14 protein-coding genes are annotated in these 22,252 nt (G+C 61.2%); 8 read left to right on the forward strand and 6 right to left on the reverse strand.

From position 1 onward, the window contains the following. Positions 1-137: 137 nt before the first annotated feature. Together GOB94_RS06905 and GOB94_RS06910 are read right to left on the reverse strand one after the other, a co-directional pair. Positions 138-1,262: an ABC transporter permease gene (locus GOB94_RS06905; protein WP_182278101.1), complete on the reverse strand. Its 1,125-nt coding sequence runs from the start codon at positions 1,260-1,262 to the stop codon at positions 138-140. Between the two features lie 81 nt (positions 1,263-1,343). Continuing rightward, on the reverse strand, positions 1,344-2,852 hold the full coding sequence (locus GOB94_RS06910; RefSeq protein WP_182278102.1) for a hypothetical protein: 1,509 nt from the start codon (positions 2,850-2,852) through the stop codon (positions 1,344-1,346). A gap of 122 nt (positions 2,853-2,974) precedes the next feature. Here GOB94_RS06910 and GOB94_RS06915 point away from each other — a divergent pair, with 122 nt between their 5' ends. The 4 genes from GOB94_RS06915 to metK all read left to right on the forward strand — a co-directional run bounded on the left by GOB94_RS06915 (position 2,975) and on the right by metK (position 10,305). Next, complete coding sequence (locus GOB94_RS06915; RefSeq protein ID WP_182278103.1) at positions 2,975-4,009, forward strand: hypothetical protein; 1,035 nt, start codon at positions 2,975-2,977, stop codon at positions 4,007-4,009. Between the two features lie 518 nt (positions 4,010-4,527). Beyond that, on the forward strand, positions 4,528-4,962 hold the full coding sequence (locus GOB94_RS06920; RefSeq protein WP_182278104.1) for a helix-turn-helix domain-containing protein: 435 nt from the start codon (positions 4,528-4,530) through the stop codon (positions 4,960-4,962). 371 nt (positions 4,963-5,333) lie between these two features. Then, positions 5,334-8,786, forward strand: a complete 3,453-nt coding sequence (locus GOB94_RS06925; protein WP_182278105.1) for a TonB-dependent receptor — start codon at positions 5,334-5,336, stop codon at positions 8,784-8,786. Between the two features lie 325 nt (positions 8,787-9,111). After that, positions 9,112-10,305, forward strand: coding sequence for a methionine adenosyltransferase (metK, locus tag GOB94_RS06930; RefSeq protein WP_182278106.1), 1,194 nt, complete (start codon positions 9,112-9,114; stop codon positions 10,303-10,305). Between the two features lie 40 nt (positions 10,306-10,345). Here the strand turns inward: metK and GOB94_RS06935 are convergent, their stop codons facing one another. Further along, entirely contained in the window at positions 10,346-11,476 is a 1,131-nt protein-coding gene (locus GOB94_RS06935) for an acyltransferase (protein WP_182278107.1), read from the reverse strand. 83 nt (positions 11,477-11,559) lie between these two features. Beyond that, positions 11,560-12,801 (reverse strand): peptidylprolyl isomerase, encoded by a 1,242-nt coding sequence (locus GOB94_RS06940; protein WP_182278108.1) that lies wholly within the window; start codon positions 12,799-12,801, stop codon positions 11,560-11,562. A gap of 42 nt (positions 12,802-12,843) precedes the next feature. On the opposite strand from GOB94_RS06940, the gene GOB94_RS06945 reads away from it, so the two are divergent. The 4 genes from GOB94_RS06945 (at position 12,844) to GOB94_RS06960 (ending at position 17,709) form a co-directional block, all read left to right on the forward strand. Next, entirely contained in the window at positions 12,844-14,061 is a 1,218-nt protein-coding gene (locus GOB94_RS06945; protein WP_182278109.1) for an MFS transporter, read from the forward strand. A gap of 121 nt (positions 14,062-14,182) precedes the next feature. After that, positions 14,183-15,145: a transglutaminase family protein gene (locus GOB94_RS06950; RefSeq protein ID WP_182278110.1), complete on the forward strand. Its 963-nt coding sequence runs from the start codon at positions 14,183-14,185 to the stop codon at positions 15,143-15,145. 81 nt (positions 15,146-15,226) lie between these two features. Then, complete coding sequence (gene ada / locus GOB94_RS06955) at positions 15,227-16,414, forward strand: bifunctional DNA-binding transcriptional regulator/O6-methylguanine-DNA methyltransferase Ada (protein WP_182278111.1); 1,188 nt, start codon at positions 15,227-15,229, stop codon at positions 16,412-16,414. 89 nt (positions 16,415-16,503) lie between these two features. After that, entirely contained in the window at positions 16,504-17,709 is a 1,206-nt protein-coding gene (locus GOB94_RS06960; protein ID WP_182278112.1) for a trypsin-like peptidase domain-containing protein, read from the forward strand. Between the two features lie 428 nt (positions 17,710-18,137). Here the strand turns inward: GOB94_RS06960 and GOB94_RS06965 are convergent, their stop codons facing one another. Then, a complete protein-coding gene (locus GOB94_RS06965; RefSeq protein ID WP_182278113.1) occupies positions 18,138-21,509 on the reverse strand; it encodes a TonB-dependent receptor in 3,372 nt (1,123 codons plus the stop codon). A gap of 260 nt (positions 21,510-21,769) precedes the next feature. Further along, complete coding sequence (locus GOB94_RS06970) at positions 21,770-22,168, reverse strand: DUF2237 domain-containing protein (RefSeq protein WP_182278114.1); 399 nt, start codon at positions 22,166-22,168, stop codon at positions 21,770-21,772. Between the last annotated feature and the right edge of the window lie 84 nt (positions 22,169-22,252).

The following is a 22,252-nucleotide window of genomic DNA, read 5'->3' on the forward strand; positions in this document are numbered from 1 at the left end:
AAAGCCCCCCTCCATTTGGGTATCGATTTCAGGGGCCTGAAGGCCCTGCTCCCTCCGGAAAAGCAACGACAACAGCAACGACAACAGCAGATTCCCTTTGGGAATGACAACAAGAACAAGGAGAGACGGCTAGAGAGTTATTCGTAGCTGAGGGCGTCGATGGGGTCTTTGCGGGCGGCTTTGAGGGCCGGGTAGAGGGCCCCGAGGATGGAACCGCAGAGGGCAATGATGATGGCGTTGATGTCCCACGCGGGAGTGAGCTGGAAGCTGAGCGTTGGGAAACGGGCGTGAAGGCCGTTGCGCAAAGCATACGCAAAGAGCACACCGAGGGCTATACCGACGGAGGTAAGCAGCGTGGTTTCGCGCAGAACAACGGAGACGATGGAGAGCTTGCCGGCGCCCATGGATTTGAGGACGCCGATCTCACGGGTGCGCTCCATTACGGCGGTGTACATGGACTGAAAGATGACGAGGAAGCCGATGATGGAGGCGATGCCGATGACGACGTCGAGGGCGATCTTGAAGCCGGGGATGCGCTCCGGAGTGAGCCCGGCGAGGAACTCCTGAATGGTCTGGACGGACCAGTCCTGGAGGCCGTCGGTGGCGAGAATTTCTTTTTTGACCTCCTTTTGGATAGCTTGCTTGGCTACGGAGGTTGGGGCGTCGTCGGTGCGGATGAAGAAGGTGGCGGCTTTGCCGGGGGTGCCGTCGAGGGCATCCATGGTTTCGAGCGGGATGAACTTACGGGCGCCCTTGCCGTGCTCGACGATGCCGCAGACGGTGAAATTGTGGTTGAAGAGCTTGATGGTGGAGCCGACGCGAAGTTTTGGATCTGCGGCGGCCTGGAGGTCGTCGACGATCATGTCGTAAGGATGCTGGAAGGGACCGCCGGCGGTGAAGACGAAGGGCCGGAGGGCGTCGTAGCTGGCGAAGTCGATACCGACGATGTTGTCGACTGAGGAACTGAGATTGAGCTTGACGTTGCCGGGAGCGACGACCTGGACGTGCGGCATCTTGCGGAGGACGTCTGCGATGCGGACGTCGGCCGAGGCGGCGCCGGAGCTGAGCAGAGCGCCGGTGGCGCTGGGGCGGACGATCATGTCGTAGCCGGTGCCTGACTGCTCGGTACGGCTGTTGTTGAGGATGCCGTAGAAGATACCGACGATGGAGAGGATCATGACGACCTCAATGGCGACGGCGAGCGCGCTGATGATGGAGCGCAGAGGACGGTGGACCAGATTGCCGATGATCAGTTTGTTCATGGTTGCGGTACGTGACTGTAGACCAGTCTATAGGTTTGCCGGACGGAGAGGCGTGTCGCAAAAGAATTAGGTGGTGAGAGGTCAGGAACGAGGCCGGGGCAGACTGAGGGAGAGGTGGTCGTAAGGGACGGGAGCAGCGTCTCCGGCAGGGTTGCGGCTGCCACCATAAAAGAACGCGCCGACGACAGGTGCGAAGTGGGTGCAGAAGAAGATCGCGAGGATGAGGCCGAGATTGCCGTAGACGCTCATCCAGATGAGAGAGGCGAGGAGGCTTTCGGCCGCGGAATGAGCAAGGTAGACGACGATGAGCAGGCCCCATGGAGAGCGGCGAAGGTCGCCACAGAGGTAATCGAGGCTGGCTAAGAGCGAGAGCCAGATGGCCGGCATGACGAAGAAGATGCCGATCCAGCCATCGACGTGGAAAGCCTCAGCCATGGGACTGAAGGAGATACCGGTGGAGTCGTCGTCGGGTGCGAGGATGCCGCCGATCTCACGGGCATAGTAGTTACCGCCGATGGGGAATGGCTTGTCGGGGAGCAGGATATGCGGGATGAAGTTCTCGTAGTCTTCAATGATGGGGCGGAAGCCGATGTAGTGACCCTTGTCGGTGTAGTTGAAGAAGGCGTCGTCGGCGGAGAGGATGGAGAGGCGCTCGATGAAACCCTGGGGGGTGTTGTAGTAGCCGCTCTTGCCCTCAGAGGCAACTATATAGGCGGCGGTTTCAGCATCGTCCCGCTTCGCCTTGTCGAGATGGGTAAGGATGTCGATGACGACAGCGGCGCGTTCAGAAGCAGTGGCATTGGGACTGACGCGCGTGCGGCCTTCTGCGATAAGGGGGAAGATGACATACGAACCGACCACAACGACGGTGAGCACGACATAGTGCAGCGGCCGAAGCTTGAAACGCGTAAAGGCCGCAGCCATGACCCAACAGGCGAGAGGCTCAAACATGCCCTGCTTGGTGAAGGCCAACATGCTGCCGATAAAGATCAGTGAGATGGAGGCGAGACTGACGAAGTTGAAGGAACGGCGTCCGCCGCTGTCGCGGATGGCGCCGATGGTGCCGAGGATGATGGCGAGGGGGAAGAACTCACTGAGCTGATTGACGATGGAGAGCGCGCTGCCGGGGCCGCCCAGGCCGAGGCTGTTGAGATAGGACTGGAGCAAGCCGAGGACAAGACAACCGAGTGCCGCGAGGGTGTAGTCGATGTTGCCGGGAGCGATGCCCTGGGAGCGGCCGGTGAGGCGCTTGTTGATGAGGATGACGACGAGCAGCGCAAAGTTGCTGGCAGCGTAGATGGCCATGTCAAGCTGCGGGACGAGCAGATTGGAGTCTGCTGGCTCGCCAAGGACGGCCTTCCAAGTGACACCGAGGCCGGCTGTGAGGACGGTGAAGAGGAAGACGTAAGCCCCCGAGACGCGGGAGAAACCTCCGCCGGCGTTGAAGGCGAAGTTGCCCAGCATGATGAAGGCAAAGAAGAAGAGGCTGAAGACAAGACTGGTGTGCTCCAGCTGCTGGACGCAGACGAGCCCTGCGGCGAAGATGAGGGTCTTCGCGGTGGAGATCCGCGTGGGGAGTTCGATGCGCACTCAAGTGCAGTCTACGCAAGGCGAATGGGGAACGTACAGGCGCGGCGCGGAGGAGCCAGTGGCGAGGGAGGGAAATCGACGGTTAGAGTAGGGAGAACCTGCTAGATGGAGAGTGACGACGCATGAGAAGCAAGACGATGCAGCCTGAGATGCTGACGCGGTCTCTGCTGGTGCTGTTCCTGGTGGGCATCTGCTCGCGTGGGTATGGGTACTACAACCAGGTGCTGCTGCATACACCGCAGGTGTGGATGGACGTGATCGCCGGGCGGGCGAGTGCGCCGGAGCAGTACCGGATTGGCGTGGCGGATGCGGCGTACTGGGTGACAGAGCATGTTGGCTGGGCGGGGCATACGCTGCGGTTGAGCCAGGTGTTCGGGATCTTCGACCTGGTGGGCGGCTGGGTTGCGACCTGGGTGCTGTATCGGCTGCTGGTGCGGTCGGAAAGCTATAGAGAGAGTGGCGCGGCGATGCGGTGGTTTGCTTCAGCGAGCTTTTTGGCGCTGGCGCTGTATGCGCTGGACTGGCTGAACTGGTACCAGAAGATTGGGACTCTGCCGACGGCGGCGCTGGTGGCTGCGATGGTCTGGATGTGGTCGGCTCAGGGTGGGCGAAGCGCGCGGAGTGAGGTGGGTGCGGCCGTGGGGATTTTGGCGCTGGTGGCGATGCAGAGCTTTGTGCGCGCGGACATCGCGATGGTGTTGTGCGTGGGAGTGCTGGTGGTGAGCGTGATGCGGGTGGCACCGGAGCTTGCGCTGCGGCGCGGGGCAGCGATTGTGACGAGTACGCTCGGGGTGCTGATTGCGGGCGGGGTTCAGGTGTATCTAATGAAGGTGCGGTATCCGCAGGCGAGCTATGACGGCGTGCCGGCGTTTATGCTGGCCCATGATTTTCTGCGGCCGACGATGTGGGCGGCGACGCTGATCTATTTGGCTCCGTTGCTGTGGACGACCAGCGTGTGGGTGCGGCGCAGAGAGCTGCCTGCGAGGATGGACGGCGCGGTGCTGGTGAGCGCGCTGGCTTATGCCGTGATGTGGATCTGCATGGGACGGCTGGATGAGGTACGGGTCTTTTTGCCGATGGCGCTGGCGACGCTGCCGCTGATTGTGAAGGCGGCGATGCAATGCGTAACGGAGGCTGGGGCGGGGGCCCAGGCATAAGCTAGTTAGCCAAGGCCCGAGGGTGGAACCGGTTCCTGTGGATTGCGGGATCGGCACACTTTGCGCTGGTGTATGCGCTGAGTACTCGGCCGATGCTGGATGTGGCGCTGTTTACGCAGGGGCGCGAGCGGATACCGTTTCAATACCGCGCACTGACTGCGGGGGTCTGCTGGCGGAGAAGCTGCTGGTACTGCCGGCTGTGCTGGCGCGGAGGCTGCCGCCGGGGATGAGCACTCCGGAAGGACAGCTACGGCGGCCCAGTGGCGGAGGTATCCTACGAGGTTCGCAACAAGGGGCTTTGGCCTACAATAGTGGCAATCTGGAACGCAGCGGAGCAGAAGCACCTACGGACCAAGATGGAACTACAGACAGAGACAAATTCGCTGCCGGAGCAATCCTCGACGCCCGCGTCTGCGCTCTACTGTAGTCTGCAAGAAGCCACACCCAGGGCCTGTACGGATAGGCCGTTTGACGGCAGTGAACACACACCGCTAAAGCGGAAGTCAACGGAGCAGGACGTGTCGTTCGGTAGAGAGTTGCAGCTGGAGCGCCAGAGGCGCCAGATTTCGCTGGAGTCGATTGCAGAGGGTACAAAGGTGCCGATACGGCACCTGCGCGCTCTGGAGCAAGAGGCCTACGATCAGCTGCCGGGTGGCATCTTCAATAAGGGGATTCTGCGGAACTACTGCAGTTACGTGGGTCTGGATGAGCAGGAGTGGCTGGCGCGGTTTCCGAATGCGAAGCCCGTCGAGGCAGAAGAAGACTGGGAGTCTTTCGCTGAAAATGTGCGGCGCAGCCGGGTAGGCAAGCGGTCGAACACAGGCACGCAGTGGCTGGGAGTGCTGGTGATGCTGTTGGTGCTGGTGGCGCTGGGTTGGGCTGCATGGCAGATGGTGCTGCAACCGCAGATGCTGCTGCCGCAGGCAGGGCAAGTGGCTGCTCCGAATCAGTAGTCAACTACTTCATTTGCATGTGTGCCATCCCCGTATAAAGCTGGCTGCACCGCATGCCGGAATAGATTTACATCGCCAAGCGACTTTTTGTACATACTGGCAGGTTACGGCTGTTTCTTCACGCTGGCTGAGTGCATAATAGACATTCATCACGAAAAGTTCGGACGTTCAGCGTGTTCAAGGAAGCAAATTGTCACGCGATGTACACAAAAGCCGGTGCAACCCGCTCAGAGTAGTGGCCCGGACCGAGTGATTCGTGAGACGCCCCATGGGCCGGCTGACCGGAAGAGATGGCAGCCAGGTTCGCGATAGGCACGACGAGCACGATCCGCGTGCGTACCTACCCTTTGCACCCCTTCAGGAGGTTTCAGATGTATCAGCGCAAACGTTGTACGAGGTTGCTGGCGATATGCGCGGCGGCCCTACTGGCAGCCGGTGCCGCATATGGCCAGACCATCACGGGTACGGTCCGTGGAGTTGTCACAGACCAGAGCGGTGCCGCAGTACCGGAAGCACGCGTGACTGCCGTGAACGTAAACACTGGCGTGCAGACCTCGACGACATCCGATCGAACCGGCACCTACAACATCCAGACGCTTGCCATCGGCACGTACCGGGTGACAGCTACCAGAAAAGGTTTCGAGGTTTCGTCGACGAACCCGTTCTCACTTGAGATCGACCAGATCGCAAAGGTCAATCTGAAGCTGCAGGTTGGCGAGGTATCGACGACGGTGGATGTAGCCGCAGACAGCGGAACCATTCTGCAGACGGAAGATGCTTCGTTGGGCACGACGATTACGGCCAATACGCTGGAGAGCATGCCGCTGCCTGGCCAGAACTTCTCCGCAGCAACTGTTTTCGTCCCCGGCGCGGTCCTGCCGACCTACGGTTCACTGGGCAGCACGCAGGGTACAGAGCGTGACACGTCCTTTGCCTCGTCGACGCAGCCGTCCTTCAACGGCAACCGTATGCAGACCAACAACTACATCTTCGACGGTACAGACATTAATGAGCCGTTGCAGAACACCATCGCCTATAACCCCGCTCCTGAAGCCATCGGCCAGATGCGCGTGATCACTGGGAACCCCGACGCCGAATACGGCAACGTGAACGGTGGCGAAATCCTTGCCGTCACCAAGTCCGGAACCAACAAGTTCCATGGCAGCGCCTATGCGTTCTACGAGAACCAGGACGGCACCGCAAACACCTGGAGCAACGACTACAACAAAATTGCCAAGGGCGTCTTCCACCAGAACTTGTTTGGCGGAACCATCGGCGGTCCTGTGTTCAAGAACAAGCTGTTCTTCTTCGCGGACTATGAGGGCTTTCGCCAGACCACGGCCGGAACCAGCGTCATCTCGCTACCTACACCCAGAATGCGCACGGGCGATTTCTCTGAGTTTCTGGGAACGCCTGATCAGTATGGCCACGTTATTGGAACGGGGACAGGGGGCATAGGTACGGCAGCATACATCCAGCTGTACAACACCACGAATGGAACCACAGCAGCCACGCCGTATGTGAATAACCAAATTCCGGTCAACAACCCTGTTGCTCAGTTTGTGTTCGCGACCCCAAGCTTCTATCCGCTACCGAACCGTCCCAGCACCAATGTCAACTCGCCTGATACCAACAATTATGGCGGGTACAACAAGACTGCTACCGTGAATAACCAAGGCGACATCCGCGTCGACTATGTGGCCACTTCGAAAGACAACATCATGGCGCGCTTCACTCATGGTGGTTCGTACGATAAGCCCATCGTGTCTGTCCTTGCCTTCCAGTTTCCGGGAGGTGATGACTATCCTTTCTGGAACGGTGTCCTCAACGAGGTACACACCTTCAGCCCGAACTTGCAGAACGAGTTCCGCGCCGGCTACTCGCGCATCTCTAATCTGAGCGGCATACCGTCCGATCCGTTCGGCAACTTCCCTGCAGGCAGCGACACGAAAGTTGGCTATCCCTATGCCAGCCCGTACCCTGGCTTCACGGAAACGAACATCTCCAGCGCGGAAAAGAACATAGGCACTCTGGGTGTTGTGCAGGACACCATCGACAACATCTTCGACTATGGCGACACGGTGACCTGGCTGCACGGAAAACACATCATCAAGGGTGGCGCACAGATCCTGCGCTACCAGGAGAACTACTACTACGCCAGCAACAATGGCAACATGGGCCAGTTCGCCTACAACGGCGAGTTCACCCGCGCGAACGGTTCGAACGGCTACGGCTTTGCGGACTTCGTCATCGATGCGTCCGAGCTCCAGGCCGTATCCGGTACGGCAGGACGAGATGGTCAACGCCAGTATCGTATGGCGTACTTCGGCGAAGATGAGTGGAAGGTAACGCCCAAGCTCACCCTCAACATCGGTCTGCGTTATGGTTATGACCAGCCGATGTATGAAGTCAACGGCAAGGAAGTGAACGTCGACGTCAAGAACCCACAGAACTGCCCCAACTGCCTGCTCGTTGCCGGCAAGAACGGCGCCAGCAACGCTCTGTACAACGCCTACCATACGCAGTTCATGCCGCGCGTCTCGTTTGCCTATCAGATGAACCCCCAGATGGTCATCCGTGGCGGCTACGGCATCACGGACGACTTTGAAGGCATGGGCGCTGCGCAGCGTCTCACACAGAACCCTCCATTTATCCCGCAGTATTCGTACAGCAGCACGGCGCCTTCGGCGACGAGCGGTGGAACACCCGTCCGTGTCAGCCAGGGCTTCAATGTTGGCGGACTTACTCCTGGCGCTTCGAACAAGTACGAGGCCTGGGACCCGAACATCAAGCCTGAGCTGATTCAGCAGTACAACCTGACCCTTCAGACACTCATGGGGCGGAACTTTACATTCCAGATTGGGTATGTTGGGAATGTGGCACAGCATCTCGTCGTTCCTGAACCGTACAACCAGCAGACGATTCCGGGGTCGGCCAATACGGCGACTCAGCCGTTCAAGGCCCTCGTCGGTGTTGGAGGCCAGGTCTACCTGACACTGGCGGAAGGCTACTCGAACTACAACGCGTTGCAGGTCCAATTGCGCCAGCGCCAGTGGCATGGCCTGGAGTACACCTTCAACTACACCTTCTCGAAGAACATGACGAATAACCCCGGCTACTTCGGTACCGGTGGCGTCGACGGTCCAGGCACGTACCCGCAGAACATCTATGATCCGCATGGCGATTACGGTGTAGCGGCCTTCGATACCCGTAACGCAGCCAACTTCGTCGGCACGTATGCTCTGCCGTTCGGACACGGACGTGATTACGGTTCCCACGCCAACCGCTTCGTCGATTGGGCCATTGGTGGCTGGAAGGTGTCCACGGAGGCCGTTCTGTACTCCGGCTTCCCGATCACCATCGGCGCCTCCAACAACTCGCAGTCGAACAACGGTGGTGGCGCACGTGCTAACCAGTACCACCAACTACACATCGTCAACCGCTCGCTGGCGCATTGGTTTGGTACAGGGCCGGATGTACTGCCCTGCCTCGCAACCACAGCCCCTGCGTCAGGCGGCCCTCCAGTGAACACGAACGGCGCTCCCTGCGCCTATGGCGCTGAGCTCACCGCTTCCTTCGGAACGGCGCACGTCGGCACTGAACGGGCACCTGGATACCGCGTTGTCGATTCTTCGATGTTCAAGCAGTTCCGCACGTATAAGGAGCAGTTCATCCAGATCCGCATCGATGCGTTCAATGTGGGCAATATTGCTTCCTATGCGGCTCCGGGTTCAACGGCGACTACAACCTCCACCTTCGGTCAGATCACGTCAACCCTATCCCCGGCTCGTCAGCTCCAGTACTCGCTGAAGTACGAGTTCTAACGTTCGGTCTCTCACCTCAACCGACGGCGTCCGCTTTGGCGGGCGCCGTTTTGTTTGGTCGCGTGCGGTAAGCGCCGTTGGATGAAGGAGGTTGCCGCTCAGGGGCGGATTTATGCTGCTGGCTGTGGGGGTTTGGACGGGGCAGCGTGTGAGGGTAGAATAGTAGGGTTCCCCTGTCCGGGTACCTCTCGCGTGGGTGGAACGACCGGAGCCAGCGCAGGCTTGGCCTTGCACCAGGTATGCCGGTCGTCGGGCGCTTCGAGTGTCTCCCCTGCCTTACGAGACATCAGCGGGTCCGGCTATTTGAACTGAGGAGCTCAAAGCTTTGTCTACAACCGATCGTTTTTTGTTTACCAGTGAGTCTGTGACCGAGGGTCACCCGGACAAGATCGCGGACCAGATCTCTGATGCCATTCTGGATGCCTGCCTCGCAGAGGACCCCTACAGCCGTGTGGCGTGCGAGACGCTGACCTGCACGGGACTTGTTGTAGTGGCCGGTGAGATCACCACGAAGGCCTATGTCGACTTCCAGACGCTGGTGCGCAACACCGTGAAGGAGATCGGCTACGACGACGCAACCAAGGGTTTCGACCACAATACGTGCGCGGTGATCTCGACGATCAACACGCAGAGCCCTGACATTGCGCAGGGTGTGGACACGGGTGGCGCGGGCGACCAGGGCATGATGTTCGGCTATGCGACGAACGAGACGCCGGAGCTGATGCCGACGCCGATCTCGCTGGCGCATCGTTTGGCTGAGAAGCTGACGGAAGTGCGCAAGAACGGCAAGATGCCGTACCTGCGTCCTGATGGCAAGAGCCAGGTGACGGTGGAGTATGACTCCAACCAGAAACCTGTTCGCGTGGATGCGGTTGTGATCTCGACGCAGCATGCCGAGTTCAGCGATAAGGACCCGAAGAGCACGCTGACCAATGACCAGCTGCGCGCGGAGATCCAGGAGCATGTGATTGAGGCCGTGATCCCTGCAGCTCTGCTGGATGAGAACACGAAGTACCACATCAATCCGACCGGTCGCTTCGTCATCGGTGGACCGATGGGCGATACGGGCCTGACGGGCCGCAAGATCATCGTGGACACCTATGGCGGCATGGGCCGGCATGGTGGCGGCGCGTTCAGCGGCAAGGACTCGACCAAGGTGGACCGCTCGGCTGCGTACATGGCGCGCTACATTGCGAAGAACGTTGTGGCTGCCGGCCTGGCCGACCGCTGCGAGGTGCAGCTGGCGTATGCGATCGGTGTGGCTGAACCGGTGTCAATCCGTGTGGACACGTTCGGTACGGGCAGGGTTGGCGAGCCGAAGCTGATCGAGCTGGTGCGCGAGAACTTCAAGCTGACGCCGAAGGGCATCATCGAGAGCCTGAACCTGCGCCGGCCGATCTTCAAGAAGACTGCCGCGTATGGCCACTTTGGCCGCAAGGGTGACACGTTCACCTGGGAAGCCACGGACAAGGCTGCGGCACTGAAGGCGGGCGCGGAAGCGGCTCTCGCAGCGAAGTAGGCCAGACATATCCGGCCTGCGTTCCCATGCAAATGGGCGCTCAGGCCGGATACTGATGATGACTGTTCCACCATTGCACAAGTCTTTTGCGACTGGGCTTTTCAACCAGCAAATAGAGAGCGATTGAGAGCGGGATCAGAATAGCGAGCTTCCACAGCGCATCGGGGATCGATGAGCCCGCGCCAAAGTGAACGTCCAGCCAGTCGTTGAACATGAAGTGGAAAAGATAGAGCGCGTAGCTCGATTCGCCCAACAGCACGAGCGGAGCGGATGAGAGTTTGCTGCTCACAGCATGGTCTTCGCTCAAACCGAGCACGATCATGGCGTAGGCGGGCAGCAAGAGACCGTTTCCGAGCATCACCCATGGAATGTGATTGGCGAAGAAGAGCGTGACGAATAGCACCGTCGTTCCCGCGGCGAGCATGTAGAGGGACGCTCGCCGACTCGGACGCAGATGTAGAAACACCCAGGCCAGTGGAATCCCCGCCAGGAACTCCGGCAACAGCAAGAGCGGCATACGCCGGATGCGAAAGACCAGCAGGCCGTTGACACCCTCGTGCCAAGCTGCGGCTGGTGTGCGGTAAAGCGCAAAGAGCGGTGCGGCCATCGCGAGCGCCCAAAAGAGCAGTAGCCATGCCGCGGCGCAGCCGCGGGTGCGGGGACGCAGCCGCAGGAAGACAAATGGAAAAACCAAATAGAAGAATGCCTCTGCCGACAAAGACCATGCCGGGACATTGAAGAAGTTTACGATCCGTATCGACCACGACTGCACCATCAGCACATCTGCAAGGAAGGCCAGGATATGGATGTGCTTAGCAAAAACGTGCAGGTCAGAGCCAGCAGCGAACAGCAGGCTCAGCAGATAGAGCGGATAGATGCGCGCAATCCGGGCGATGTAGAAGCGCTTTTTGAACGCCATGCCGGTGTGCGACTCATGCGCGTGGCTATAGGTGAGGATGAAACCTGAAAGCAGAAAGAAGAACGGGACTGCGCTGTGCCCAGCTGCCATGAATCCAGCCAACGGCCCCCATAGGCTGAACGGCCGCACGATGTGATACAGAGCTACATGCAATGCCGCCAGGAACCGCACCGAAGTCAGGGCGCGAAGTTGCGCTGGCCGTACGTAGCCCGGGGTAGTCGCCGGATTTCGGGGATCGGTTACCGCGTCCAAGCTACCCAAGCTCTCCTTAGCGATCAAAGCGAATAGATTGATTGTACTTATGAAGGCCCATCGCAACGGATGGTACCGGAGAGCTAGGGCTTGTTTGCCGTGATCGCAATACGCTTAATTGTAACGGGAGTAAGTGGTCGATTGTGTGCGTCGCGGGGGACGCGGGCGATGGATTCGACTATTTTAACTGACGCATCATCACACTGGCCGAAGATGGTGTAGCTGCCGTCGAGGCGGCGGTTGGGGTGCTCGGTGATGAAGAACTCGCTGGCGTTGGTGCCGGGGCCTGAGTTGGCGTAGGCGAGGCGGCCTGGGCGATCGAAGGTGAGGCCGGGGACGACCTCGTTGGCGAAGTGGATGCCGATGTCGCCGCCACCTTCGGGGTCGCCAGGCATGTCGGCATTTTGGACCATGAAGTCGGGGAGGACGCGGTTGAAGTGCAGGCCGTCGTAGAAATGTTTGCCGTGGACCTCAGCGTGTGTGGCCGGGCTACGGAAGGGTTTGGTGCCTTGGGCGAGGCCGATGAAGTTGGCGACGGCGATGGGTGCCTCTTTGCTGAAGAGCTTGCAGGTGAGGGTGCCTTGCGTGGTGTCGATGATGACGGTTGGGCCGGCGGGGTCAGGCGGTGGGACGGCCGGCGCTGGTGCGGGTGGGACGGTGAGCGCGGCTTCGCCGGGTGCGGGTTCGGTGGGCGGTGGCAGGGGCTGGCCTTCGGGGACGATCTTGACGGCGCGGAGGACGATAGGGTGTGCGGGATGGTTGTCGGTGGTGAGGAGGTCGTGCGAGATGATGCGCGCGGTGGCGATGGAGGCGTCGTCGCACTGGCCGAAGACGATGGCGCGTTTGCCGTATTCGAGGTCGGGGTCGATGAGGACCGCGAAGTTGGAGCTGCTCTGTTGACCGTTGGTGACGAGGGCGACGAGCTGGCCGCTGCGGTCGAGGGCGATGCCGGTCTTTTCGGGCGGTGTGGATGGGCCTGCTGTGCCCATGCCGGAGGCGGCGCGGTCGCCGGCGGAGATGCCGTCGGTGATGCCGAAGACCTGGGTGCCGTCGAAGAAGGGCTTGGCGTGTTGCGTTGCGCCGGAGCCGTCGGTCCAGTCTTTGGTGCCTTCGGCGAGAGCGATGAAGTTCCCGGTGGTGCGCGGCGCCTGCTTGCTGAAGAGCTTGCAGACGAGGCGGCCGGAGGAGGTGTCGAGTACGACGGTGGGACCGGTGGGCTCGATGACGGGCTTTGGTTCCGTGCGGTGGTGCGCCTGCGCGAGGCAGAGAGCGGGCGTCGACAGGAGAAGGCCGAGGGCTAGGGCGCGATGGGCCGGTCTGGGCATGTCTCTGTCATACCATGAGCATGAGCCTGGTGAGGAGACGCTTTGAAGCTGCGCAAGACGATGCCGCCGGTGTGGTTGATGGGCATGACCAACGCGACGTTTGGGATGTACATCGGGTTCGCGGCGATCTCGCTGCCGCAGCTGCTGGCGGAGCAGCACCTGCCGGAGGCGCAGGTGACTCGGGTGACGGCGTTGTGCTTCTCGCCGCTGTTCTGGAGCTTTCTGGTGAGCCCGATGCTTGATGTGCGGTTTAGCCGGAGGCGCTATGCTGCGCTGCTGGCTGCGGGTGCGGCGATTGCGCTGTGCGTTGCCGTGCTGCATGTGCATCAGCTGGCGGTGTTTGAGGGCGCGCTGATTGCGGGTGTGGCGATGGTGAACCTTTCGTCGAATGCGCTGTTTGGCTGGCTGTCGAGCGTATTGCCGAAGGAGGAAGACACGCGGATGAGTGCGTGGGCGAATGTGGCGAACATCGGCGGGAGCGGGGTGATGGTGATCGCGGCGGGTGAGTGCGTGCAGCGGCTGCCGCTGACGGTGGCTGCGGTGCTGCTGGGCTTGCTGGTGATGCTGCCGACGCTGATCTATCCGTGGATTCCTGCACCGGGGCCTGATCGACGGTTGGCGAAGGAGAGCTTTGCGGGGTTCTTCAAGGAGCTGCTGCAGTTGCTGGGGCAACGCAAGGTGGTGTTCGCGCTGGCAATGTTTGCGCTGCCTTCGGCGTCGTTTGCGCTGGCGAATGTGGTGGGTGGGTTGGGCGATCTATATCACGCGTCGGTGCATACGGTGAGCCTGGTGGGTGGTGTGGGGATTGTGATTGCGGGGACGGTGGGGAGCCTTGTCTATCCGCGATTGACTCGGGCGATGGCGCTGCGGCCGCTGTACCTGGCGATTGGTGTTGTGGGTGCTTGCTTCTCGTTGTGCCTGCTGCGCGTGGCGCATACGTCGGCGGGGTTTGTAGTGGCGACGCTGGGGGAGAACACCTTTCAGGCGCTGGCGATCACAGGCGCGTTTGCGATCCAGTTCGAGACGGTGGGGCAGGACAATCCACTGGCGGCGACGGCGTTCAGCGTGCTGTATGCGGCGTTGAATGTGTCGACGACGTACATGATCTGGATCGACGGACAGGCGTTTGCGCGGCATGGAGTGCAAGGCAGTTATGCAACCGATGCGGTGCTGGGGCTGACTGCGTGCCTGCTGCTGGGGGTCGCCCTGCGGTGGCTGGGAGATGGCGAACGCGGCAGAAAATCAGGCGTTGCGGCATAAAGCTCTCGCGGGTTGAGGGCGGCTTGCGATAGACTCGGCGCATCCAAGCAAGAGTTCAGGCAAGAGTTCAGGTCCTATGCGGTAGTGGGCAATTCCGCCTTTTCAGACTGGAGCCTCTCTATTGCGAATCAAAACTGAGTACGAGATCCATTTCGAGCTGCAGAAGCCGACGCCGATCGTGTCGATGCTGCGGCTGCACCCGAGTTGGGATGAACGGGTGGTGGGACAGGAACAGCATATCGCCAGGATAGCTGGCGAAGCTGAGCCGCTGGCGTTCGACGAATACATTGACAGCTATGGCAACCGCTGCGCGCGATTTGTGGCTCCCGAAGGAGTGCTGGAACTGCGGGGCAGCGCCGTGGTGAAGGCTGACGAGACGCCCGACCCCCAGGGCGAGGGGCTGCCGCTGACTCCGATTGAGTCGCTGCCGCATGACACGCTGCGCTACCTTGTGCCGAGCCGCTACTGCGAGGTGGACCGCTTTGGCGCGATTGCGCTGGATCTGTTTGGACACATTGAGCCGGGGTGGGCGCTGGCGGCGCAGATCCGCGACTGGGTGCACTGGAAGGTCGCGTTCAACTACCAGATGGCGCGGGCGACCAAGACGGCGATGGATGTTTATACCGAGCGCGTGGGTGTTTGCCGCGACTATCAGCATCTGGCGATTACGCTGTCGCGGGCGATGAACCTGCCAGCGCGGTATGTGACCGGGTATCTGGGCGACATCCGCGTGCCATACAGCGGGCCGGGGGACTTTAGCGCGTGGTACCAGGTTTGGCTGGGTGGGCGTTGGTGGGACATGGACTCCCGGCACAATGAGCCGCGGCTGGGACGGACGTTGATGGCTGTTGGCCGCGACGCCGCCGATGTGGCGATGACGACGAGCTTTGGCAATGCCGACCTGAAGAAATTTGTGGTGAACGCTTACGAGATTGATGCCGCCGGAAAGCCCGCTCCGCTGCCGTTGCCGCCGATGATGATGCCGGGACAGCTGGCGGTGCCGGCTCCAGTGGAGACGAAGGCAGTGAGCCCGAAGCGCAAGCCGGTGAAGGCGGCGGCTCGGGCGAAGCGAAACGGGGCTTAGCGCGAGGCTGGTCTGCAGCGATGAAGTTTGGGTGCAATTGGCGGAGTGTGGCGCGGGGGGGGGCGCGTGCAGGATACTTACATGACGACGCTAACTGGTTGGACGAACTCGCAGGAGGCGGTAGAAAGCATGGGCGCCATGATGACGCAGATTCCCTTCGGGAATGACAAACAAAGAGGCAGCAACAAAGACAGCGGCAAACGCGGAAGCGCGATGCCAGTGTTTGCGGGCAAGGCCTGGCAGCAGGTGCTGGCGCGGGATGCTGCGGCTGACGGGCAGTTTGTATATGCCGTGAAATCTACCGGTGTGTACTGCAAGCCGAGCTGCGCGAGCCGCAGGCCGGAGCGGAAGAATGTGAGCTTCTTCCCTTCCCCGGCGCTAGCGGAAGCTGCGGGTTTCAGGGCTTGCCTGCGCTGCGAGCCGGCGCTCGTGGCCCCGAAGGATGATCCGCAGGCGGGAGCGGTGAAAAAGGCTGCGGAGTTTCTGACTGCCCATGCGAGTGAGCGGACGACGCTGGATGATCTTGCGGCGGCTTCAGGGCTGGGGCGGTTTGCGTTGCAGCGCGGGTTCAAACGCGTGCTCGGCGTTACTCCTGCGGAGTTTGCGCGTGAGCAGCGCAAGGAGCGGTTTCGTGAAAAGGTCCGTGAGCCTCGGCTGCGGGTGACGGATGCGGTGTACGAGGCCGGATATGGGTCGAGCAGCCGGGTGTATGAGAACGTAGACGCCACGCTGGGGATGAGCCCGACGGCGATGAAGGCCGGCGGCGCGGGTGAGACGATCCGGTATGCGATGGCGGAGTCTCCGTTGGGCCGCGTGCTGGTGGGTGCGACCGAGCGTGGGTTGTGTGCGGTGCTGTTTGCGGACTCGGATGCAGAGGCTGCGGTGGAGCTGCGGGAGCGGTTTCCGCAGGCGGTGCTGCGGCGGGACGATGCCGGGCTGGGCGATGAGGTGCGTGCGGTGCTGAGCGGGCTGCACGAGAGCCAAACAGCGCGGGCGCTTCCCTTCCATGTGCGGGCGACGGCGTTCCAGCAGCGGGTGTGGCAGGCGCTGATGGCGATTCCGCGAGGGGAGACGCGGACGTATGCGGAGATCGCGGAGGCAATTGGGTCTCCGAAGGCGGTGCGCGCGGTTGGGACGGCGTGCGGTGCGAACCCGCTGGCGATGGTGATTCCGTGTCATCGCGTGGTGGGAAGCGATGGCAAGCTGACGGGTTATCGCTGGGGGACGGAGCGCAAGCGGCAGCTATTGGAGATGGAGAGCGCGAGCTAGCGCAACAAGTTCTGTCAGATGGCGTCTAAAATTGGGGTAACCGCTGATTGGGCGGTGTGCGCCTCTGCGCTCGTGAAGGTCTCCGCTCGATGAAACTGCGCCCTGTTCTGTTGGTCCTGCTGATTCTGGTTGGTTTTTATTACCTGAGCACGCGGCTGATGCCGGCGGGGGCGCTGGCGAAGATGATGCGCGCGGGCGTGACGGACACGAATACCGCCGTGCTGAACGGACCGCTGGGGCACTTTGGGCTGACCGAGGCGAAGGCGGCGCCGGCGCTGGACTCCGAAGAGGAGCAGAACATTGGCGTGTACAAGAAGGCGATGCCTTCGGTGGTGAACATCACCTCGACGGAGGTGGCGTATGACTTCTTTTATCGGCCGGTGCCGCAGCAGGGGCAGGGGTCGGGGTTCATCCTGGATAAAGATGGGCATATTCTGACTAACAATCACGTGATCGACGGCGCGCAGCAGATTGAGGTGACGCTGTGGAACGGGAAGAAGTACAAGGCGTCGATTGTGGGCACGGACCCGACGCATGATGTGGCGCTGCTGCAGATCCATGGGGCGACGGCGCTGGAGCCGGCGACGCTGTCGGATTCGACGGGGCTGCTGGTGGGGCAGCGAGTGTATGCGATCGGGAACCCGTTTGGGTTCTCGGGGACGATGACGCGCGGAATCATCAGCGCGCTGCGGGCGGTGCAGCTGCCGAGCGGGGTGAAGATCGATAACGCGATCCAGACGGACGCGTCGGTGAACCCGGGGAACTCGGGTGGGCCGCTGCTGAACTCGCATGGGGACGTGATTGGGATTACGACGATGATTGCGACGAACCCGAACGGCAATGCCGACCAGTCGGCGGGCATCGGGTTTGCGATCCCGATTGCGACGGCGAAGGCGGTGTTGGACGACTTTGCACGCTATGGACACGTGCGGCGGCCGTCACTGGATATTGTGACAATTCCAATTGGACCGGATATTGCGGACCAGCTGGGGCTGCCGGCGATGCCGGGCATTCTGGTGGAGCGGACGCTGCCGGGGGGTGCGGCGGACAAGGCGGGCATCCACGGCGGGACGCAGCGGATGTATATGGGCAACGAGCCGGTGATGCTGGGCGGCGACCTGATCGTGGGGTTCGAGGGGCAGGAGATTGCCAGCCCGCAGGATCTGAGCAATGCGCTGACGGAACATCATCCGGGTGACGTGGTGAGCGTGACGGTGTACCGCGGACGGAAAGAGATGACGTTCAAGGTGACGCTGGCCGATGCGAAGGTTGCGCCTACTGGACCGACAGCTTAGAGGTAGAAGGCAGGGAGTAGGGAATAGGTTGGTATCCCCTCCCCCCTCCCTATGTAGCGGAGGTATTCAGCAGAATCAGCGACTTACGGGGTGATCCCAGGGTTAAGTGACTGATTCTGGATATGGTTACGGGTATGATATGGCTGGCAAAGGGGTTATCTCGCCTGGGGATAAAACATCCAGATTTGAGACTTGAGCTGTCAGCTCTGAGCTGTGAGATTTCTTCCTACTTCCAGTATAGCTGGCTGGAGGTAGGAACATGTTTGTGGTTTTGTGGAGTTAGTGGTTTGGTTTGTTGGAGTTGTGAGATGCAGGACGGGTTTGGGGGTTGACAGGGTTTCCGTTGAGATAAGAGCTACGAGGGGTTCAGCGCAAAAGAGAATGGCCCGGAGAGTTGAACTCTCCGGGCCGTAGGTGGTTCTGTTGGGTTAGAAGAACAGCTTCGCGATGAACTGCATCTGGCGCGGGCCGTAGAGCAGGTTGCTGGTGCCGGATGCGGTATTGAAGCCTGCGGTAGCCGAGACATAGGGGACGTAGCAGCCACCGAAGGTGGAACCGCCAGAGGTTGGCCCCGCGCCGGATGCCGGGCAGGTGTAGCCGGAGGACGTCGCACCGGGCGCCACGTAGGTCGCGTAGGTGCTGTTCACGCCGGTGATGATGCGGTGGTTGGCCAGGTTGAAAGCCTCCGCGGAGAGCTGCATATAGATGCTGCGGAAGATGGGGATGTCGCGCGAGACCCGCATATCGAGATCCTGGAGACCGGGAGCGAACTGCGAGTTGCGCTGGATGTAGAAGGGACGGCCGGTGGTCGCTGTACCGCTGCCAGAGCTCATGACAGCGCCGGTAGGACCGCCGAGATCGCCAGCGAGCGCAGTGGACGCCGAGGAGGAGCCGGGATAGCCACTGGTGCCGGCTACGTTCGGCTGACCGGTCTGCGCGATGTAGCTTCCGGAGAACTTGAAGGGGTTGATGACGTACTTGAACGCCTTGTTGTCCGGCATGAGGTGGGACTGGTAGGTGCCAGTGGCGACAAAGCGATTGCGGAGATCGGTATCGCTGTTGCCGTACTCAGCCTTAATATTGTTGGGGTCGAGGGGCGGGTTGCCGCCGTAGAAGGTACCGAAGGCGCCGGAGACTTGGTCATCATCGAGGGAGTGCGACCATGTCTCGTTGATTTCGAGCTCGAAGCCGTTCTGGAAGGAGCGGTGCAGCTCCGTAGCCAGCGAGTTGTACCAGAGGTTGGCGGAGGAGAAGCCGGTGTTCAGCGAGCTGATGGCAGGGTTGATGCGATCTGCCTTTTGGTAGAAGGGCAGCGTGTAGGCCTGCACCTGGCCGTTCGCCTTGGTGACCTGATAGGTGCGCAGGCCGCTCGGGGTCTGACCGACGAGGTTGGCGTCGACGAAGTAGGGGAGGTGCTCAGCACGGGTGCCGACGTAGCCGATCTTGAGGGTGAAGCGGCCGGGCAGCTGCTGCTCCACCGAGAGGTCCATCTCATGCGAGATGGGAGGAACGAAGTTGGGGGAGAGGCCGTGGAAGCCGGAGGTCAGCACGGGTGTGGTGCTGGTGGGGAACGGGTACTCCGCGACCGGCACAGCGCCGCCAGCCGGGATGAGCGCGTTGGTGATGCTGGGATCGACGGTGGGCAGCGGGAAGAGGACATCTGGGAACTTGACGGGCAGACCCGTGGGGCCGACTGTCTCGTTGATCTGGTAGACGCCGTTTTCCACGCGCATGGCGTAGTAGGTAGAGCCCTGGTTGAGAGCGGAGAACATGCCGTAGCCGAGACGGACGACCGTGCCGTTCATGGGCTGCCAGGAGAGACCGACGCGAGGCTGAATGCGGTCCGCGACGTTCTTGATGGTCTGGTTGTACTCTGCCGCGAGCGGGCTGGAGGTGTTGGGGTGTGTGGGGTTCGGGGTGAGCTGAATATCGTAACGAACACCGGCGTTGAGGGTGACGGTCTTGCCGAGCTTCCAGGAATCTTCCGCAAAGACGTCGTACATGTGCATCCAGAAATCGTCGCCGCCAGCGGCCGCGGTGGGACCGTTGATAGCATCGATGGTCTGGACGAAGCTGGAGTAGCCGTGGCCAGCGTTGGCGACGGTATCACCCGCCTGCCCCGCAAAGGCGTCACCGGCCCATGCGGTGAAGTTCTGGTACGCCGAGTTGGAGTAGCTGTAGAGACCTCCACCCTGGTAGAGGTTAATCATGATTTCGTGAACGAAGTTGATGTCGCCGCCGAACTTGAAGGCGTGGTGGCCCTTGTTGAGGCTGAAGACATCGGTTCCCTGCCAACGGGTCTCGTCGGGCTCCGCGATACGGGGTAGAGCATTAGGCATGCCGTAGGCGGTGAGGCTGGAGAGAGTAACGCTGGGTCCGGAAGCGTTGGCGCCCGCGGTTTCGAGGTCGGTGCCCCACTGGAAGCGGGCTTCGTTGACCGCGTTGGCCGAGAAGGCATGCGTGGCGTTGGCTATGAGGAAGCGCTCGTGGTAGCTGGTGGGGCCGTTGGTGCTGACCGAGGAGTTGGAGTACGTGGGGTTCGCCGCATAGCCGTTGCTACGGTCGAAGTCGACGAAGTTGAAGTCGGCGAAGATGTGGTCCTTCTCGGTCGGCTGGTAGTCGAGACGCGGGAAGAAGACGTTCTCCTTGGCGAAGCGATTGGCCGGGATGGCGGTGCTGCCATCGAGCGACTGGATGAAGTTGATAGCAGCGGTACACTGCGTGGCGGTGATGCCGGCGGGGCACTGCGTGGGCGAGATGATGGTGGACGAGTTGCCTTCGGGCGTGGGGGTCAGCGTAATGGTGTCGCCGGTGTAGTAGAGCGCCTTGCCGACCTGGCGGAAACCGTCGTAGGTGAAGAAGCCGAAGAGCTTGTCCTTGATGATGGGGCCGCCGACCGAACCACCGAACTGCTGCTGCTGGTGAATGGGCTGCGTGAGCAGGAACTGATTGCCGCCGTTGTGAAGCGCCGACCACTTGGAATAGGGGTCGAGGGCGTTCAGTGCCGGGTAGCGGAGATAGTAGAAGAGGTCGCCGTGAACCTGGTCGGTACCGGACTTGGTGACGGCGTTGACGACGCCGCCGGCGGCCTGGCCGAACTCAGCGGAGTAGTCCGCTGTTTCGGACTGGAACTCCTTGATGGAGTCGAGGGAGTAGACGTAAGGTGCGCCGGAGGCGCGGCCGCGGGCTTCGGCGAAGAGCATCTGGTTGTTGTTGGCGCCGTCGACGTAGTTGCCGTTGTAGAGACCGGAGATGCCGTGGAAGGCGATGAGGCCCGAACCACCGTCAGGAGCGGTATTGGGCGAGAGGAGCACGAAGCTGTCCCAGTTGCGGGAGTTGACGGGCGCGTTGTCGATGATGTGCTCGTCGATGGTGGTGTTGACGGCTGTGATGGAAGGATCGAGGATCGCGGGCTCGGTGGTCACTTCAACGGCGGTGGTGACGCTGCCGTTGGGGAGCGCGGCGTCGACGGTCAGCGTGGAGCCGACGGTCAGCGTGAGGTGCTGATGGTCGATCTTGCCGAAGCCGGAGCCGGTGGCGAGAACTTCATAGTTGCCGGGGATAAGGAACGGCACCGAATAGGAGCCGACACCGTTTGTCTGGATGGTGCGCTTGACGTTGGTGTCGTTATTGATGATGGTGACCGTGGCGCCCGGGACGGCCGCGCCGGTAGGGTCGGTGACGGTACCGGTGATATTGCCGGTGGCAGCCGTCTGGGCGGCGAGCGGCAGAGCTGCGGCAGCGGCCAGGGCGAGGCCAATGGACAGGCTGCGCAGGCGTGAAGTGAAGATGTTAGACATGGTTGGCGCTCCTAGAAGGGTGGTGCGGATTGAGGGGGCCCAATCGGATAACTCGTGAATCCCATGGTGGTCCGTGCACACCTATGAGTTCGGGACGAGATAAAAACTAAAATTCAGATAGCGACTTAAGCATCGCCGATGGAGGTGGAAGTGTCAACGGAAACGCAGAAAGTCTCATAAAAACCAGTACTCTACCGGCTATTTCTTACCGGGAGTACATGTCGCAGTGCGATGCGGCGCTGGGGCTTTGGGGAGATGAATCAGTGAAGGGTTTTGGGGATGACGGCGTACTCGAGAAGCGTCTCGAAGGGGACGACTTCTAGGGTGGCTTCGTGGGTGGCCTCGAGGATGACCGGGCAGGCGGCTCCGGCCTGGACGACCTGAAGCCAGCGGCTGGCGCAGACGCACCAGTGGTCGCCGGGCCTGAGGCCGGGGAAGCCGAACTGTGGCATGGGTGTGGAGAGATCATTGCCAAGCTGCGCGGAGACGGTGAGGAACTCCGCGGTGACGACGCAGCAGATGGTGTGGACGCCGCGGTCGTCGGGGCCGGTGTTGCAGCAGCCGTCGCGATAGAAGCCGGTGAGAGGATCGAAACCGCAGGGCTCAAGGGGCTGGCCGAGGACGTTCTTCTGAGGGGCGAGCTGCGGACCGGTGGACATGGAGTGATTGTAGACCCGGAGTGCAGGCGTTAGGGAAGCTATGAACAAATGTGCGAGCATTCCCTCCGCAGCTAAAGCGGCACT

The sequence above is a fragment of the Granulicella sp. 5B5 genome, from assembly GCF_014083945.1.
In the GTDB taxonomy this organism is placed as follows: Bacteria; Acidobacteriota; Terriglobia; order Terriglobales; family Acidobacteriaceae; genus Granulicella.